The sequence below is a fragment of the Burkholderia anthina genome, from assembly GCF_902498995.1.
Classification (GTDB): Bacteria; Pseudomonadota; Gammaproteobacteria; order Burkholderiales; family Burkholderiaceae; genus Burkholderia; species Burkholderia anthina.
The window spans coordinates 59,524-76,592 of record NZ_CABVLY010000015.1; the positions used below are offsets into that span (position 1 = coordinate 59,524).

17 protein-coding genes are annotated in these 17,069 nt (G+C 67.7%); 14 read left to right on the forward strand and 3 right to left on the reverse strand.

Going from position 1 to position 17,069, the window contains the following annotated elements:
* Positions 1-54: 54 nt before the first annotated feature.
* From BME24068_RS19570 to BME24068_RS19595, 6 genes are all read left to right on the forward strand, one after another.
* A complete protein-coding gene (locus BME24068_RS19570) occupies positions 55-1,008 on the forward strand; it encodes a choline ABC transporter substrate-binding protein (RefSeq protein ID WP_096501764.1) in 954 nt (317 codons plus the stop codon).
* Positions 1,009-1,108: 100 nt separating this feature from the next.
* Positions 1,109-2,038, forward strand: a complete 930-nt coding sequence (gene cdhC, locus BME24068_RS19575; RefSeq protein ID WP_096501762.1) for a 3-dehydrocarnitine:acetyl-CoA trimethylamine transferase CdhC — start codon at positions 1,109-1,111, stop codon at positions 2,036-2,038.
* Between the two features lie 89 nt (positions 2,039-2,127).
* A complete protein-coding gene (locus BME24068_RS19580; protein ID WP_174927084.1) occupies positions 2,128-3,093 on the forward strand; it encodes an L-carnitine dehydrogenase in 966 nt (321 codons plus the stop codon).
* Between the two features lie 4 nt (positions 3,094-3,097).
* Positions 3,098-3,586, forward strand: coding sequence for a thioesterase family protein (locus BME24068_RS19585; RefSeq protein ID WP_174927085.1), 489 nt, complete (start codon positions 3,098-3,100; stop codon positions 3,584-3,586).
* Positions 3,587-3,610: 24 nt separating this feature from the next.
* Positions 3,611-4,567 (forward strand): alpha/beta hydrolase, encoded by a 957-nt coding sequence (locus BME24068_RS19590; RefSeq protein ID WP_174927086.1) that lies wholly within the window; start codon positions 3,611-3,613, stop codon positions 4,565-4,567.
* A gap of 23 nt (positions 4,568-4,590) precedes the next feature.
* Entirely contained in the window at positions 4,591-5,787 is a 1,197-nt protein-coding gene (locus tag BME24068_RS19595; RefSeq protein WP_096501754.1) for a TauD/TfdA family dioxygenase, read from the forward strand.
* A 187-nt stretch (positions 5,788-5,974) separates the two neighbouring features.
* Here BME24068_RS19595 and BME24068_RS19600 read toward each other — a convergent pair whose 3' ends face one another.
* The 3 genes from BME24068_RS19600 to BME24068_RS19610 all read right to left on the reverse strand — a co-directional run bounded on the left by BME24068_RS19600 (position 5,975) and on the right by BME24068_RS19610 (position 7,933).
* On the reverse strand, positions 5,975-6,277 hold the full coding sequence (locus BME24068_RS19600) for a DUF4148 domain-containing protein (RefSeq protein ID WP_096501752.1): 303 nt from the start codon (positions 6,275-6,277) through the stop codon (positions 5,975-5,977).
* A 214-nt stretch (positions 6,278-6,491) separates the two neighbouring features.
* Positions 6,492-7,478, reverse strand: a complete 987-nt coding sequence (locus tag BME24068_RS19605) for an oxidoreductase (RefSeq protein ID WP_174927087.1) — start codon at positions 7,476-7,478, stop codon at positions 6,492-6,494.
* A 164-nt stretch (positions 7,479-7,642) separates the two neighbouring features.
* Complete coding sequence (locus BME24068_RS19610; protein WP_096501748.1) at positions 7,643-7,933, reverse strand: DUF3331 domain-containing protein; 291 nt, start codon at positions 7,931-7,933, stop codon at positions 7,643-7,645.
* Between the two features lie 678 nt (positions 7,934-8,611).
* Between BME24068_RS19610 and BME24068_RS19615 the strand changes: the two genes are divergently transcribed.
* The 8 genes from BME24068_RS19615 (at position 8,612) to BME24068_RS19650 (ending at position 17,021) form a co-directional block, all read left to right on the forward strand.
* On the forward strand, positions 8,612-9,376 hold the full coding sequence (locus tag BME24068_RS19615; protein ID WP_174927088.1) for an SDR family oxidoreductase: 765 nt from the start codon (positions 8,612-8,614) through the stop codon (positions 9,374-9,376).
* Positions 9,377-9,433: 57 nt separating this feature from the next.
* Positions 9,434-10,276: an ureidoglycolate lyase gene (locus BME24068_RS19620; protein WP_174927089.1), complete on the forward strand. Its 843-nt coding sequence runs from the start codon at positions 9,434-9,436 to the stop codon at positions 10,274-10,276.
* A 23-nt stretch (positions 10,277-10,299) separates the two neighbouring features.
* Positions 10,300-11,577: an L-fuconate dehydratase gene (locus BME24068_RS19625; protein ID WP_174927090.1), complete on the forward strand. Its 1,278-nt coding sequence runs from the start codon at positions 10,300-10,302 to the stop codon at positions 11,575-11,577.
* An 81-nt stretch (positions 11,578-11,658) separates the two neighbouring features.
* Positions 11,659-12,435, forward strand: coding sequence for an SDR family oxidoreductase (locus BME24068_RS19630; protein ID WP_174927091.1), 777 nt, complete (start codon positions 11,659-11,661; stop codon positions 12,433-12,435).
* Between the two features lie 12 nt (positions 12,436-12,447).
* The gene (locus BME24068_RS19635; protein ID WP_096501738.1) at positions 12,448-14,001 is read left to right on the forward strand and encodes a sugar ABC transporter ATP-binding protein; all 1,554 of its coding nucleotides are present in this window, start codon (positions 12,448-12,450) and stop codon (positions 13,999-14,001) included.
* A 19-nt stretch (positions 14,002-14,020) separates the two neighbouring features.
* The gene (locus BME24068_RS19640; RefSeq protein ID WP_096501736.1) at positions 14,021-15,058 is read left to right on the forward strand and encodes an ABC transporter permease; all 1,038 of its coding nucleotides are present in this window, start codon (positions 14,021-14,023) and stop codon (positions 15,056-15,058) included.
* An 83-nt stretch (positions 15,059-15,141) separates the two neighbouring features.
* Positions 15,142-16,083 (forward strand): ABC transporter substrate-binding protein, encoded by a 942-nt coding sequence (locus BME24068_RS19645; RefSeq protein WP_096501734.1) that lies wholly within the window; start codon positions 15,142-15,144, stop codon positions 16,081-16,083.
* A gap of 47 nt (positions 16,084-16,130) precedes the next feature.
* Positions 16,131-17,021, forward strand: coding sequence for an L-fucono-1,5-lactonase (locus BME24068_RS19650; RefSeq protein ID WP_174927092.1), 891 nt, complete (start codon positions 16,131-16,133; stop codon positions 17,019-17,021).
* The last annotated feature ends 48 nt before the right edge of the window (positions 17,022-17,069 follow it).

Sequence of the window (17,069 nt, forward strand, 5' to 3'; positions counted from 1 at the left end):
CAGGCCGGGACGCACTCCGCGCACCGTCGCACATCGGCCCACAGGGGAGAAACCATGAAGTCGACAAAGATCGCCGCGTTCGTCGCGGCCGTGCTGGCGACCGGCGCATTCGCGACCGCGGCGCAGGCCGAAACGGATGCCGCGACCTGCCGCAACGTGCGCTTTGCGGATATCGGCTGGACCGACATCACGTCCACCACGGCGCTCGCCTCGACGGTGTTCGAAGGGCTCGGCTACAAGCCGACGACGACGATCGCGTCGGTGCCGATCTCGTTCGCCGGCCTGAAGAGCAAGCAGCTCGACGTGTCGCTCGGCTACTGGTGGCCGGTGCAGCAAAAGCAGCTTCAGCCGTTCCTCGACAGCAAGTCGATCAACGTCGTCGAACCGCCGAACCTGTCGGGTGCGAAGGCGACGCTCGCGGTGCCGAGCTACGAATACCAGGCCGGCCTGAAGACCTTCGAGGACATCGCGAAACACCGCGCGGAGCTCGACGGCAAGATCTACGGGATCGAGCCGGGCAGCAGCGCGAACGCGACGATCCAGAAGATGATCGACACGAACCAGTACGGCCTCGGCGGCTTCAAGCTGGTCGAATCGAGCGAGGCGGGGATGCTCGTCACGGTCGAGCGCGCGATCCGCGAGAAGAAGTGGGTCGTGTTCCTCGGCTGGGAACCGCACCCGATGAACATCCAGATCAGCATGAACTACCTGTCCGGCGGCGACGCGTCCTTCGGTCCGAACTATGGCGAAGCGCGCGTGTACACGCTGACGGCGCCCGACTTCATTGCCCGCTGCCCGAATGCCGGCAAGCTGATCGAGAACCTGCGTTTCTCGACGCAGCTCGAGAACCGGCTGATGCAGTCGGTGATGAACAAGACGAAGCCGGCCGACGCCGCGAAGGCGTATCTGAAGAAGAATCCGCAGGTGCTCGACGCGTGGCTGGCCGGCGTCAAGACGTTCGACGGCAAGGACGGGCTGCCCGCCGTGAAGGCCTATCTCGGCCTGTAACGGCCCGTGCGCGCCGGGCGTGCCCGGCGCGCAGCGACGAATCATCTGCAGTACGACGGAAATCGGGCGACACCATCCGAATCAAGCGAGGGCTCACAGCATGAACAACGAAGTCATCATCACCTGCGCGGTCACCGGTGCGGGCGACACGGTCGGCAAGCATCCGGCGATTCCGGTCACGCCGAAGGAAATCGCGGCCGCCGCGATCGAAGCGGCGAAGGCCGGCGCGACGGTGGCGCACTGCCACGTGCGCGATCCGCAGACGGGCCGCGGCAGCCGCGATCCGAACCTGTACCGCGAGGTGGTCGACCGGATCCGCTCGGCCGACGTCGACGTGATCATCAACCTGACGGCCGGCATGGGCGGCGATCTGGAAATCGGCCCGGGCGAAGATCCGATGCGCTTCGGCAAGGGCACCGATCTCGTCGGCGGCCTCACGCGCCTCGCGCACGTCGAGGAACTGCTGCCGGAGATCTGCACGCTGGACTGCGGCACGCTGAATTTCGGTGACGGCGACTACATCTACGTGTCGACGCCCGCGCAGTTGCGCGCCGGTGCCAAGCGCATTCAGGAACTCGGCGTGAAGCCGGAGCTGGAAATCTTCGACACGGGCCATCTGTGGTTCGCGAAGCAATTGCTGAAGGAAGGTCTGCTCGACGATCCGCCGCTGTTCCAGCTGTGCCTCGGCATTCCGTGGGGCGCGCCGGCCGACACCGGCACGATGAAGGCGATGGTCGACAACCTGCCGCCGGGCGCGCACTGGGCCGGCTTCGGGATCGGCCGCATGCAGATGCCGATGGTGGCGCAGGCGATGCTGCTCGGCGGCCACGTGCGCGTGGGCCTCGAAGACAACATCTGGCTCGATCGCGGCGTACATGCGACCAACGGCACGCTCGTCGAGCGCGCGCGGGAAGTCATCGAACGGCTCGGCGGCCGCGCGCTGACACCGGCCGAAGGGCGTCGCAAGCTCGGCCTGCCGGCGCGCGGCGAACGTCCGCTCGAACGCCGTGCGGTGACCGAATTTGCATGAGTGTTTGCAACTGATCCAGCTTTATTGCGGCGGCGCGCGCACGAGCGCGGCCGCCGTCCGATTCCCCTCGATTTGAAGGATGCGTTGACATGGCTGTGAAGACCGATATCAAGACGTTCGCCGCGATCGGCACCGGCGTGATCGGCAGCGGGTGGATTTGCCGCGCGCTCGCGCACGGTCTGGACGTGGTCGTCTGGGACCCGGCGCCGGGCGCGGAAGAGCGGTTGCGCGCGAGCGTCGCGAATGCGTGGCCCGCGCTCGAACGTGTCGGCCTCGCGCCGGGCGCCGATCGCGCGCGGCTGCGTTTCGAATCGACGATCGAGGCCTGCGTCGCCGACGCCGACTTCATCCAGGAAAGCGCGCCCGAGCGCGAGGCGCTGAAGCTTGAACTGCACGAACAGATCAGCCGCGCGGCGAAGCCCGACGCGATCATCGCGTCGTCGACGTCGGGGCTGCTGCCGACCGACTTCTATGCGCGGGCGGTGCATCCGGAGCGCTGTGTGGTCGGCCATCCGTTCAATCCGGTCTACCTGCTGCCGCTCGTCGAAGTGCTCGGCGGCGCGCGCACGTCGCCGGAAGCCGTGGAAGCGGCGATGGAGATCTATCGCAAGCTCGGCATGCGGCCGCTGCACGTGCGCAAGGAAGTGCCCGGCTTCATCGCGGACCGGCTGCTCGAAGCGCTGTGGCGCGAGGCGCTGCATCTGGTCAACGAAGGCGTCGCGACGACCGGCGAGATCGACGACGCGATCCGCTTCGGCGCGGGCATCCGCTGGTCGTTCATGGGCACGTTCCTGACCTATACGCTGGCCGGCGGCGACGCGGGCATGCGACACTTCATGCAGCAGTTCGGCCCGGCGCTCGAACTGCCATGGACCAAGCTGGTCGCGCCGACGCTGACCGACGCACTGATCGACAGCGTCGTCGAAGGCACGAGCGAGCAGCAAGGCAAGCGCAGCATCAAGGAACTCGAGCGCTATCGCGACGAGTGCATTACCGAGGTGCTGAAGGCGATCGCCGCGGTGAAGGCGCGGCACGGGATGCGATTCGAGGACTGACAACATGACCGGCGATACCCCGCTGACGATCTACCGCGACGTCGTACGGCCCGAGTGGGTCGACTACAACGGCCATCTGCGCGACGCGTTCTATCTGCTGATCTTCAGCTTCGCGACCGATGCGCTGCTGGACCGCATCGGTCTCGACGACGCCACGCGTCGCGAGCGGGGCCGCTCGGTCTACACGCTCGAAGCGCATGTGAACTATCTGCAGGAGATCAAGGAAGGCACGCGCGTGCGCGTCGATGCGCGGGTGTTCGCGCATGACGCGAAGCGGCTGCACATGTATCTCGAACTGTTCGCGGACGGGCACGACGGCGCGGTGTCGGCGAGCGAGCAGATGATGCTGCACGTCGACACGCGCGACGGCGCGAAATCGGCGCCGTTCGACGACGACGTCGCCGTGCGCGTGGCCGGGCTTCACGCGTTGCAGCGCGATTGCGCGGCGCCCGCGTATGCGGGCCGCGTGATCGGCCTGCCGCCGCGCCGTTAGCTCCGGATACGGAAAACCCGCACGATGCTCGAACCCGAAATCGCGGCGTTCGTTGCCGCCGTCGCCGCCGCGTATCCGGCCGATGCGGCGGCGCGCTCGGTCGGCGAGCAGCGGCGCGTCTACGATCGCTTCGCGGCCGCATGGACGCCTGCCGCGCTGCCGGCCGGCATCGTGCAGCACGATGCAGTGTGGCGCGCGCCGGACGGACGAGCGATCAAGCTGCGGCGCTACGCGCCCGAGCACGGTACGCCGCGCGGCACCGTGCTGTTCTTTCATGGCGGCGGTTTCGTCGTCGGCTCGCTCGACAGTCACGCGCTGATCACCGCGCAACTGGCGGCCGACACGGGGCTCGCCGTGATCGCGGTCGACTACCGGCTCGCACCCGAGCATCGCGCACCGGCCGCGCTCGAGGATTGCCTCGCCGTCACGCGTGCCGCGCGTGACGCAGCACACTGGCCGTTCGGTTCATGCGCCCGCCCGCTGACGCTCGCGGGCGACAGTGCCGGCGGCAATCTCGCGGCGGCCGTCGCGACCGTGCTGCGCGATGCGGGCGAGGGCGGCATCGACGGGATCGCACTCGTTTATCCGATGCTCGGTTTCGAACCGCAATCGCCGGCGCGCGAAACGGAAGCGCACGCGCCGATGCTGACACTCGACGACGTTCATCACTATCGCGCGCTGTACTGGGGCGATGCGGATGAAGCCGCGTTGAACGACGCTCCGCTGCTGCGCGCATCGGTGCCGCTTGCCGCGTCGCGTTTCGACGGGTTGCCGCCGGTGCTTGCGATCGGCGCGGAACACGATCCGCTGCGTGACGACGCGCGCGTGTACGTCGAACGGATACGCGCGGCCGGCGGCGCCGCACGTTACTGGATGGGAGAGGGGCTGGTGCACGGTTGCTGGCGCGCGCTCGGAACGAGTCCGCAGGCGGCGCGCATGCACCGGATGGTCGGTGGGTTCTTGCTCGCACCACACGCGTAGCGGGCGTTTTCCGGGAGGCAGCGATGCAGTCAGCGCAACACCGTATCGAGGACTGGCGGACGTTTTCGGGGGATGCGGCGATTGCCGCGGTGGCGATCGGCGACGGTACGGTGGACGTCGCGTGGCACGACGCGCGACGATCGCCGTTTCATTTCGACTGGCTGCGCGACAACTGCGCGTGTTCCGCGTGCGTGCATGCGATCACGCGCGAGCAGGTGTTCGAGATCGCCGATGCGCGCGAGGATCTGGCCGCGCACACCGCGCGGATCGAAGCCGACGGCACGCTGCATGTCGAGTGGAACGACGGCCATCGCAGCGCGTGGTCGCCGGGCTGGTTGCGTGCGCATGCTTATGACGATGACTCGCGCGCGGAGCGCCAGGCCGCGCACGGACGGCATGTGTGGGCCGGCGACGATGCAACGGCCATCGGCGTGTTCGCGTGGCGCGACGTGATGGAGGATGACGGCGCGTTGCTTGCGTGGCTGCGCGCGTTGCAGCGCACCGGGCTGACGCTCGTCGAAGGCGTGCCGGCCGAGCGTGGTCGCGTCGACGAGATCGCGCGTCGCATCGGTCTGATCCGCGAGAGCAATTTCGGCGTGCTGTTCGACGTCGAATCGAAGCCGCGCCCGGACAGCAATGCCTATACGTCGCTCAATCTGCCGCCGCACACGGACTTGCCGACGCGCGAGCTGCAGCCCGGCGTGCAGTTCCTGCATTGCCTCGCGAACGACGCGACGGGTGGCGACAGCATCTTCCTCGACGGCTTCGCGCTCGCGGATGCGCTGCGGCGTGAACATCCGGCCGATTTCGAGCAACTGGCGTCGACGCCGTTCGAGTTCTGGAACAAGAGTGCGACCAGCGACTACCGCTGTTCGGCGCCCGTGATCGGGCTGGATGCGCGCGGGAACGTGACGGAAGTGCGGGTCGCGAATTTCCTGCGCGGGCCGCTCGATGCGCCGGCCGAGTCGGTCGCGGCCGTCTATCGCGCGTACCGTCGGTTTCTCGCGCTCGCGCGTGAGCCGCGTTTTCGCTTGCACCGGCGGCTGCGTTCGGGCGACATGTGGGCGTTCGACAACCGGCGCGTGCTGCATGCGCGCACCGAGTTCGATCCATCGACGGGGCGCCGCCATCTGCAGGGCTGCTACGTCGATCGCGACGAGCTGCTGTCGCGGTGGCGCGTGCTGTCGCGTTCGGCGCCCGCTGCGGCCGCGCCGCGCTGACCGGCCGCATACACCCGTCTACCCCGCATACGAAAAAGCGCCCGGACGCACCGCGCCCGGGCGAAGCCACCCGCTGCCGGGCGGCGGAGGTATGCGTTTCATAAAAAAAGACGAGCCCGCACAGCGGGCTCGTCCGGTTACAGCTTCATCGCGCGATGCGCGGTGCGCCCGCCGGGGGCGCGTCGGCTTACTGGCCGAAGAAGATCGAGTCGCGAGCGTTCGACGACGCTGCGGCAGCCGGGGCGCCCGAGTGGACGACCGGAGCCGGCTGTGCGCCGTAGCCGCTGGCGTCGGCACCATGAACACGCGCTTCCGCCGACTGGATGTCGTTCGGGTAGTACGGGCTCGACAGGCCCGGCTTGTAGCCGGCTTGTTCGAGCTGAACCAGTTCGTTGCGGACTTGTGCGCGGGTCACGGTGCTTTGTGCGAAAGCGCCGAACGAAGCGGACAGGGCGACAGCGGCAACAACTGCGGAAACGAGCGATTTCATGATGACCTCCGGTGTTTTATTGGGTTCGCTCTCGACACCATGTCTTAAGCGATTGACTAAATCTTAGTCACCGGGGTCTTCAGGGTAAACGCTGATTTTGACGATAGATTGTTTCCTGGGTGGTAACAGTTGTGCGTCGAATCAGTCTTTCAACGGCCTTTCTTTTCCGTCCGCGTAATAAGTATGAAGAATATGCGAGCCGGCGGCGTGCCGTTCAGCGTGCCTCGGCCGCGGCGTCGAACGGCTTGGCGAGCGGCCGTCCGGCGGGTGCGCCCGCGCTCAGGAAACGCACGCCCGTCGCGGCTTCCGACGCTTCCCACAGCAGCGCCGCCACGGCCGCGTCGCGGGCCGAACGCGGCACGCTTGCCGGTGCCGGCAGGCCGCGCGACTCGAACCAGCCGGATGGGCCGATGTACGAGCCGCCGACGAGATCGGGCGCCGTCGCCGCATGAATCGCGGGCAGCGCGCCCTGGTCGGCAGGTTGCGCGAGATAACGGTTCGCCGCACGCATCAGCGCGGCGCGGGCGGGCGAGCTGTCCATCGCGGGGCCCGCGAACTGCAGGTTGGTCGCCGCGTAGCCGGGGTGCGCGGCGACGCTGATCCCCGCGAACGCGGCGCGCTGGAAGCGGCGCTGCAACTCGATCGCGAACACGAGGTTCGCGAGCTTGCTGTCGCAATACGCGAGATAACGGTTGTAGCGATGCGCGGCGCGCAGGTCGTCGACGCGGATCCGGCCGCCGCGGTTGAAGCCGCTCGACATCGTGACGACGCGCGCCCGGCGGGCGGCGCGCAGCGCGGGCAGCAGATGGCCGGTCAGCGCGAAATGGCCGAGGTGGTTGGTGCCGAACTGCATTTCGAAGCCGTCGCGCGTCTGCCGCAGCGGCAGGAACATCACGCCGGCGTTGTTGCAGAGGATGTCGACGCGGCCGTGACGTTCGGACACGTCGTCGGCGAAGCGCTGGATCGATGCGAGATCGGCGAGGTCGAGCGGATCGACTTCGACGCGGGCAGCGGGATGAAGACGGCGGATCGCATCGGCCGCCTGCGCGGCGCGGGCGGCATCGCGGCAACCCATCACGACGGTCGCGCCCTTGGCGGCGAGCGTTTCCGCGATCTGCCAGCCGAGACCGCTGTTGGCGCCGGTCACGACCGCGACCTTGCCGCCTTGCGCCGGGACGTGGCGCGCGCTCCATGCATGCATGTCTGCCTCCCTCGGCGTGGCAATGCGCCACGACGCGTAATCGTTACATTGAGTGGTGTAACGATAGTCCGCGCAGGCGGAGCAGACAAGCGGGGGAATTAGACCGGCGGTTCTAGGCAGGCATGCGTGTTACGCAGCCGGCCCGCGCACGCGGCCGGTGCGCGTTATCGGCCGCCGGCCATGCCGAGCACTTCGGCGGCGGAGATCATCGCGGCCGCATTCGCGGGTGCCGGGCGCTCGGCCGGGCGGAATACTTCGTCGCCGCGCTGGATGACCTGGCGCGACAGCGCACAGGTGCCGGTGCGCTGCGCGAAGCGGCGGCGCCAGCGCTGCTCGCCGTAATGACAGCGGCCGGGTTCGACCCAGCGGACGACGAGCAGCGTATCGGAACGTTCGAGAATTTCGACGTGGACGTCGGCGGGATCGAGCGCAGGCAGGGATTGAGAGGCCTTCATTTGCCGTTTCCTAAAGCTCGTGCGGTTTCGGCCTTGGCAGTGGATGTCACTACCCGATGGCGAATCCGTAGCGGTTTCCATGAGTGGTGCGCTAAATGTAAGCGTCTGTGACCGGAAAAAACATCCTGTCTGGCTCAAATTACCTTTTGCCGATTTAGAAACAATCGACCCGCATTTTCTTTAAAAAGGACGGACAAAAACGCCCCGGACGCGGACGCCCGGGGCGGAAAATCGGCCCGCGCCCACCGTGTCTGCTCGCTCAGTCACGGGGCCCACCGCGGGGGACGGAGGTGCCCGTCAGGGATCGTCGACGGGCGGGGGTGCGGTGTGCCGGGAGGCGCGGTCCGGCCACACGATGATCGCGCGCGCATCCCGTTGAGACCCTGACAGCAACATGACTTTTCTGTCAGGTTCGCCGGCCGCGGCGTGACGCGAGCTGCGGAAACCGGCGGAAACGCCCGCCGGCATTGGCTTCGCGCGATGCGGAGCCGATCGTCCGGGGCGTGGGTTGCCCGCCAATCGACCACTGCGGCACCGCTGCCCGGCAGATTCTCCCGCTCGGGAAAATACTGAATCGCGCGGCCGTGACAAATCCGGAATCTGTTCCTATGATTGGTTGGACCTTTGGTCCTTTGTGCCAATCGGCCGGTTCGCCGGCTTCTATTCGGAGAGGTGCGCATGAGATTGCAGGGCAAGCACGCGCTGGTCACGGCGGCCGGGCAGGGCATCGGCCGGGCAACCGCGCTGCGGTTCGCGAGCGAGGGCGCCGACGTGCTGGCGACCGACATCAACGAGGCCGCGCTCGCGCAGCTCGCGGCCGACGCCGAGCGCGCGGGCGGCCGGCTGGCGACACGGCGGCTCGACGTGACCGACGCGCACGACGTCGCGGCACTCGCCGCGCAGGAACGGGCGTTCGACGTGCTGTTCAACTGCGCCGGTTTCGTCCATCACGGCTCGATCCTCGATTGCGACGACGACGCGTGGGCGTTCTCGCTGAACCTGAACGTCACGTCGATGTACCGGCTGATTCGCGCGTTGCTGCCGGCGATGCTCGAAGCGGGCGGCGCGTCGATCGTCAACATGGCGTCGGCGGCGTCGAGCGTGAAGGGCGTGCCGAACCGCTTCGTCTACGGCACGACCAAGGCCGCCGTGATCGGGCTGACCAAGGCGGTCGCGGCCGATTTCGTCGAGCAGCGCATCCGCTGCAACGCGATCTGCCCCGGCACGATCGAGTCGCCGTCGCTCGAGCAGCGGATCGCCGAGCAGGCGCGCACGCGCCAGGTGTCGACCGACACCGTGCGGCAGGCCTTCGTCGCGCGCCAGCCGATGGGCCGCATCGGCACCGCGGACGAAGTGGCCGCGCTCGCGTTGTACCTCGCGTCCGACGAAGCGTCGTTCACGACCGGCGCGATTCATCTGATCGACGGCGGCTGGTCGAACTGACCGTGTCGAACTGACCGGCCCGCCCCATTCACTTTCCGTTTCCGTTCGGACAACCCCATGAAACTGCTGAGATTTGGCGACAAACACCACGAGAAACCGGGCTTGCTCGATGCGCAGGGCAAGATCCGCGACCTGTCGGGCGTGATCGACGACGTCGCCGGCGATGCGCTCACCCCGGCGTCGCTCGCGCGGCTGCGCGACATCCCGCCGTCGTCGCTGCCGCTCGTCGAGGGCACGCCGCGGCTCGGCGCGTGCGTCGGCCGCGTCGGCAAGTTCATCTGCATCGGGCTCAATTACTCCGACCACGCGGCCGAATCGGGCATGGACGTTCCGAAGGAGCCGGTCGTGTTCGGCAAATGGACGAGCGCGATCTCGGGGCCGAACGACGACGTCGAGATTCCGCGCGGCTCGGAGAAGACCGACTGGGAAGTCGAGCTCGGCGTGGTGATCGGCCAGGGCGGCCGTTATATCGACGAAGCCGATGCGCTGTCGCACGTCGCCGGCTACTGCGTGGTGAACGACGTGTCGGAGCGCGAATACCAGCTCGAACGCGGCGGCACGTGGGACAAGGGCAAGGGCAACGACACGTTCGGCCCGCTCGGGCCCTGGCTCGTGACGGCCGACGAAGTGCCCGATCCGCACGCGCTGCGGCTGTGGCTCGAGGTGGACGGCCACCGCTACCAGAACGGCACGACCGCGACGATGGTGTTCCGCGTGCCGCACCTGATCAGCTACCTGAGCCGCTTCATGAGCCTGCAACCGGGCGACGTGATCTCGACCGGCACGCCGCCGGGCGTCGGGCTCGGGCAGAAGCCGCCCGTCTATCTGCGCGCCGGGCAACTGATCACGCTCGGCATCGACGGGCTCGGCGAGCAGCGTCAGCGCACCGTGCAGGCCTGATTCCCTTCAACGGACCGTTCGTCATGCCTATCATTCGATCGATGCGCGTCCTCGACGTGCGCTTCCCGACCTCGCGCCAGCTCGACGGCTCCGATGCGATGAACCCGGATCCGGACTATTCGGCCGCGTACGTCGTGCTCGACACCGACCACGCAGGGCTCGAAGGCCACGGGCTCACGTTCACCATCGGGCGCGGCAACGAAATCTGCTGCGCGGCGATCGACGCGATGCGTCATCTCGTCGTCGGCCTCGACCTCGACTGGATTTGCGAGGACATGGGCCGCTTCTGGCGGCACGTGACGTCGGACAGCCAGTTGCGCTGGATCGGCCCCGACAAGGGAGCGATCCACCTGGCGACGGGGGCCGTCGTCAACGCGGTGTGGGATCTGTGGGCGAAAGCCGAACGCAAGCCGCTGTGGCGGCTCGTGGCCGACATGAGCCCCGAGGAATTGGTGCGCGCGATCGACTTCCGCTACCTGACCGACTGCCTGACGCCGGACGAAGCGCTCGACCTGCTGCGCCGGCAGGCGCCCGGCAAGGCCGACCGGATCGCGCTGCTCGAGCGCGACGGCTACCCGTGCTACACGACGTCGGCCGGCTGGCTCGGCTACAGCGACGACAAGCTGCGCCGGCTGTGCCGCGAAGCCGTGGACGCGGGCTTCGACTACGTGAAGCTGAAGGTCGGCGCGAACCTGGAGGACGACATCCGCCGCGTGACGATCGCGCGCGAGGTGATCGGCCCGGACCGCAAGCTGATGATCGACGCGAACCAAGTGTGGGAAGTCGACGAGGCGATCGACTGGGTGCGCGAGCTCGCGTTCGCGAAACCGTGGTTCATCGAGGAGCCGACGAGCCCCGACGACGTCGAAGGGCATCGCAAGATCCGCGAGGCGATCGCGCCCGTGCAGGTCGCGACCGGCGAGATGTGCCAGAACCGCGTGCTGTTCAAGCAGTTCATCGCGCGCGGCGCGATCGACGTCGTGCAGATCGATGCGTGCCGGCTCGGCGGCGTGAACGAGATTCTCGCGGTGATGCTGCTGGCCGCGAAGTACGGGCTGCCGGTGTGTCCGCATGCGGGCGGCGTCGGGCTGTGCGAATACGTGCAGCATCTGTCGATGATCGACTACGTGTGCATTTCCGGTACGAAGGAAGGGCGCGTGACCGAATACGTCGATCACCTGCACGAGCATTTCGTCGAGCCGTGCGTCGTGCGCGGCGCGGCGTACATGCCGCCGACGGCGCCCGGTTTTTCGATCGAGATGAAGCCCGAATCGCTCGAACGGTATCGGTTCCGCGGCTGAGGGACGACGCACGACGAAGCACGACGTACCCTGCGCCGCGCGCGGCCTGCGCGGCGACGACACGAACGACGGAGACGCGAAGTGGATTTGAATCTGCAAGACAAGGTCGCGATCGTGACCGGCGGTGCATCGGGCATCGGCGCCGCGATCTCGATGCGGCTGGCCGACGAACGCGCAATTCCCGTGGTGTTCGCGCGGCACGCGCCGGACGACACGTTCTGGCATGCGCTCACGCGGAAGCAGCCGCGCGCGGCGTGGGTGTCCGTCGAGCTGCAGGACGATGCGCAATGCCGCGAGGCCGTCGCACGGACGGTCGCGCGTTTCGGCCGCATCGACGGCCTCGTCAACAACGCAGGCATCAACGACGGCATCGGCCTCGATGCCGGGCGCGACGCGTTCGTCGCATCGCTCGAGCGCAACCTGATCCACTACTACGCGATGGCGCATTACTGCGTGCCGCACCTGAAGGCGACGCGCGGCGCGATCGTCAACATTTCGTCGAAGACGGCCGTGACCGGCCAGGGCAACACGAGCGGCTATTGCGCATCGAAGGGCGCGCAACTCGCGTTGACGCGCGAGTGGGCCGTCGCATTGCGCGGCGACGGCGTGCGCGTGAACGCGGTGATCCCCGCCGAAGTGATGACTCCGCTCTATCAGAACTGGATCGCCGGCTTCGACGATCCCGGCGCGAAGCTGGCGGAAATCGCCGGCAAGGTGCCGCTCGGCAAGCGCTTCACGACGGCCGACGAGATCGCCGACACGGCCGTGTTCCTGCTGTCGGAACGCGCATCGCACACGACGGGCCAGTGGCTGTTCGTCGATGGCGGCTATACGCATCTCGATCGTGCGATCGACTGAGGACGGCGCGCCATGCAACCCGATCCGAACCCGATGACCGCCGCACCCGCGGCCCCCGCCGCGCTGATCGCATTGACCGGCGTCAGCAAGCGCTTTCCGGGCGTGCAGGCGCTCGACGATTGCCGGTTCGACCTGCGCGCCGGCGAAGTGCATGCGCTGATGGGCGAGAACGGCGCCGGCAAATCGACGCTGATGAAGATCCTCGCCGGCGTGTACCAGCGGGACGGCGGCGAGATCCGCATGGACGGCCGCGCGGTGGAGATTGCCGATCCGCGTGCCGCGCAGGCGCTCGGCATCGGCATCATCCATCAGGAACTGAACCTGATGAACCACCTGAGCGTCGCGCAGAACATCTTCATCGGCCGCGAGCCGCGCGGTCGCTTCGGCGTGTTCGTCGACGAAGAGAAGCTCAACCGCGACGCGGCCGCGATCTTCGCGCGGATGCGGCTCGATCTCGATCCGCGCACGCCGGTCGGCCGGCTGACGGTCGCGAAGCAGCAGATGGTCGAGATCGCGAAGGCGCTGTCGTTCGATTCGCGCGTGCTGATCATGGACGAGCCGACCGCCGCGCTGAACAACGCGGAGATCGCCGAGCTGTTCCGCATCATCGGCGACCTGCGCGCGAACGGCGTCGGCATCGTCTACATCTCGCACAAGATGGACGAGCTGCGCCAGATCGCCGATCGCGTGACGGTGATGCGCGACGGCAAATACGTCGCGACCGTGCCGATGGCCGGCACGTCGATGGACGCGATCATCGCGATGATGGTCGGCCGCCAGCTCGACACGACGTTCCGTACGCCGCCCGAGACGTCGTCCAACGACGTCGCGCTCGACGTGCGCGGCCTGTCGCGCGGCCGCGCGATCCGCGACGTCGGCTTCACGCTGCGGCGCGGCGAGATCCTCGGCTTCGCGGGGTTGATGGGCGCGGGCCGCACCGAGGTTGCGCGCGCGGTGTTCGGCGCGGACCCGATCGACGCGGGCGAGATCCGCGTGCACGGCAAGCCAGTGACGATCCGCACGCCGGCCGACGCGGTCAGGCACGGCATCGGTTATCTGTCGGAGGACCGCAAGCATTTCGGGCTCGCGGTCGGGATGGACGTGCAGAACAACATCGCGCTGTCGAGCATGCGCCGCTTCGTGCGCCGCGGCGTGTTTCTCGATGCACGCGAGATGCGCGACACCGCGCAGTCGTATGTGCGGCAGCTTTCGATTCGCACGCCGTCGGTTGCGCAGCCCGCGCGGCTGCTGTCGGGCGGCAACCAGCAGAAGATCGTGATCGCGAAGTGGCTGCTGCGCGACTGCGACATCCTGTTCTTCGACGAGCCGACGCGCGGCATCGACGTCGGCGCGAAAAGCGAGATCTACAAGCTGCTCGACGCGCTCGCCGCCGACGGCAAGGCGATCGTGATGATCTCGTCGGAGCTGCCCGAGGTGCTGCGCATGAGCCACCGGATTCTCGTGATGTGCGAAGGGCGCGTGACCGGCGAGTTGCGCGCGGCCGACGCCACGCAGGAAAAGATCATGCAGCTCGCGACGCAGCGCGAGTCGACCGTATTGTCCTGATTCAGACGCCTACCCGATCATGTCCAACGATACGCATCCCGTTCCGCCACTTGCCACCGGCGACACGCCGGCGGCCGCACCGGGCCTGCGCGCCCGCTTCTTCAACCCGGCCGCGCGGCAGAAGCTGCTGGCGTTCGCGAGCCTCGTGCTGCTGATCGTGTTCTTCAGCATCGCCTCGTCGAACTTCCTCGAAGTCGACAACCTCGTGTCGATCCTGCAGGCCACGGCCGTGAACGGCGTGCTGGCCGTCGCCTGCACCTACGTGATCATCACGTCGGGCATCGACCTGTCGGTCGGCACGCTGATGACGTTCTGCGCGGTGATGGCCGGCGTCGTGCTGACCAACTGGGGCATGCCGCTGCCGCTCGGGATCCTGGCCGCGCTGTTCTTCGGCGCGCTGTCGGGCAGCGTGTCGGGTTTCGTGATCGCGAAGATGAAGGTGCCGCCGTTCATCGCGACGCTCGGGATGATGATGCTGCTCAAGGGGCTGTCGCTCGTGATCTCGGGCACGCGGCCGATCTATTTCAACGACACGCCCGGCTTCACGTCGATCGCGCAGGATTCGCTGATCGGCAACCTGATTCCGTCGCTGCCGATCCCGAACGCGGTGCTGATCCTGTTCCTCGTCGCGATCGGCGCGTCGATCGTGCTGAACCGCACCATCTTCGGCCGCTACACGTTCGCGCTCGGCAGCAACGAGGAAGCGCTGCGGCTGTCCGGCGTGAACGTCGATGCGTGGAAGATCGCCGTCTACACGTTCAGCGGCGCGGTGTGCGGGATCGCGGGGCTGCTGATCGCGTCGCGGCTGAACTCCGCGCAGCCCGCGCTGGGCCAGGGCTACGAGCTCGATGCGATCGCGGCCGTCGTGATCGGCGGCACGTCGCTGTCGGGCGGCGCGGGCAGCATCGTCGGCACCATCATCGGCGCATTCATCATGAGCGTGCTGACCAACGGCCTGCGCATCATGTCGGTCGCACAGGAGTGGCAGACGGTCGTCACCGGCGTGATCATCATCCTCGCCGTGTACGTGGACATCCTGCGCCGGCGTCGCCGCTGACGTCGCCGCACGGACGCGCAGGCATCCGCTTCACCGCCGGCCCGGCCGGCAATTTCAGTCGATACCCACCAAGGAGACGCGAAGTGATCAGGAGCAAGGTGTTGAATGCGATCGTCGGGCTGACGTTCGCCGTCGGCGTCACGGCCGGCGCGCACGCGCAGGAAACCTACATCCCGCTGATCTCGAAGGGCTTCCAGCATCAGTTCTGGCAGGCCGTGAAAGCCGGCGCGATGCAGGCCGCGAAGGACTACAAGGTGAAGGTGACGTTCGAAGGCCCCGAAACCGAGGCGATGGTCGACAAGCAGATCGACATGCTGTCCGCCGCGATCGCGAAGAAGCCGGCCGCGCTCGGCTTCGCGGCGCTCGACAGCAAGGCCGCGCTGCCGCTGCTGAAGAAGGCGCAGGCCGAGAAGATCCCCGTGATCGCGTTCGACTCGGGCGTCGACAGCGACATCCCGGTGACGACCGCCGCGACCAACAACAAGGCCGCCGCGGGGCTCGCCGCCGACAAGCTCGCCGCGCTGATCGGCGACGAAGGCGAGGTGGCCGTGGTCGCGCACGACCAGACGAGTCGCACCGGCATCGACCGTCGCGACGGTTTTCTCGAACGGATGAAGTCGGCGCATCCGAAGGTGCAGGTCGTGACCGTCCAGTACGGCGAGGGCGACCAGCTGAAATCGACCGAGGTGACGAAGTCGATCCTGCAGGCGTATCCGAAGCTCAAGGGCCTGTTCGGCACCAACGAAGGCTCGGCGATCGGCGTGGTCAACGGCGTGCGCGAGATGAAGCGCAAGGTCGTGATCGTCGGCTACGATTCAGGCAAGCAGCAGAAGGACGCGATCCGCAGCGGGCTGATGGCCGGCGCGATCACGCAGAATCCGATCGGGATCGGCTACAAGACGGTCGAGGCGGCCGTGAAGGCGATCAAGGGCGAGAAGCTGCCGAAGGTCATCGATACCGGTTTCTATTGGTACGACAAGTCCAACATCGACGACCCGAAGATCGCGGCGGTGTTGTACGACTGAGCGAGGCGTGATGTCATGCGCGGGTAACGGCGGAACACGAGGACACCATGGGCGCAGTGCGTATCGATTCCCACCAGCACTTCTGGCGTTACCGCGCGGCCGACTATCCGTGGATCGGCCAAGGGATGGGCGTGCTCGCGCGAGACTACCTGCCCGACATGCTGTGGCCGCAGATGCATGCGCAGGCGCTCGGCGCGTCGATCGCGGTGCAGGCGCGCGCCGGGCGCGACGAGACGGCATTCCTGCTCGACCTCGCCCGCGACGACGCGCACATCGCGGCCGTGGTCGGCTGGGAGGATCTCGCGGCGCCCGGGCTCGCCGAGCGCATCGCCGAATGGCGCAGCCCGAAGCTGCGCGGCTTTCGTCATCAGGTGCAGGACGAAGCCGACGTCGCCGCGTTCGTCGAGGATCCCGCATTCAATCGCGGCGTCGCCTGGTTGCAGGCGAATGGCTATGTGTACGACGTGCTCGTGTTCGAGCGTCAGTTGCGCGACGTGCGCGCGTTCTGCGCGCGGCACGATGCGCACTGGCTCGTGCTCGATCATGCCGGCAAGCCCGCGCTTGCCGGGTTCGAACGCGACGACACCGCGCTCGTGCGCTGGCGTGCCGGGTTGCGCGAGCTCGGTGCGCTGCCGCATGTGGTGTGCAAGCTGTCGGGGCTCGTGACCGAGACGGACTGGCGGCGCGGCCTGCGCGCGAACGATATCCGGCACATCGAGCAGTGCCTCGACGCGGCGCTCGACGCATTCGGGCCGCAGCGGTTGATGTTCGGCTCGGACTGGCCCGTGTGTTTGCTCGCGGCGTCATATGACGAAGTGGCGTCGCTGGTCGAGCGCTGGGCCGAAGCGCGGCTGTCGGCCGCCGAGCGCGGCGCCTTGTGGGGGGGCACGGCCGCGCGTTGCTATGCGGTGCCGGGCGCGTCGAAGCCCGGCATATAAAATAGGCGCGAACGGCCTGGCGCTTCATTGCGCAGACCGTTCGCAACG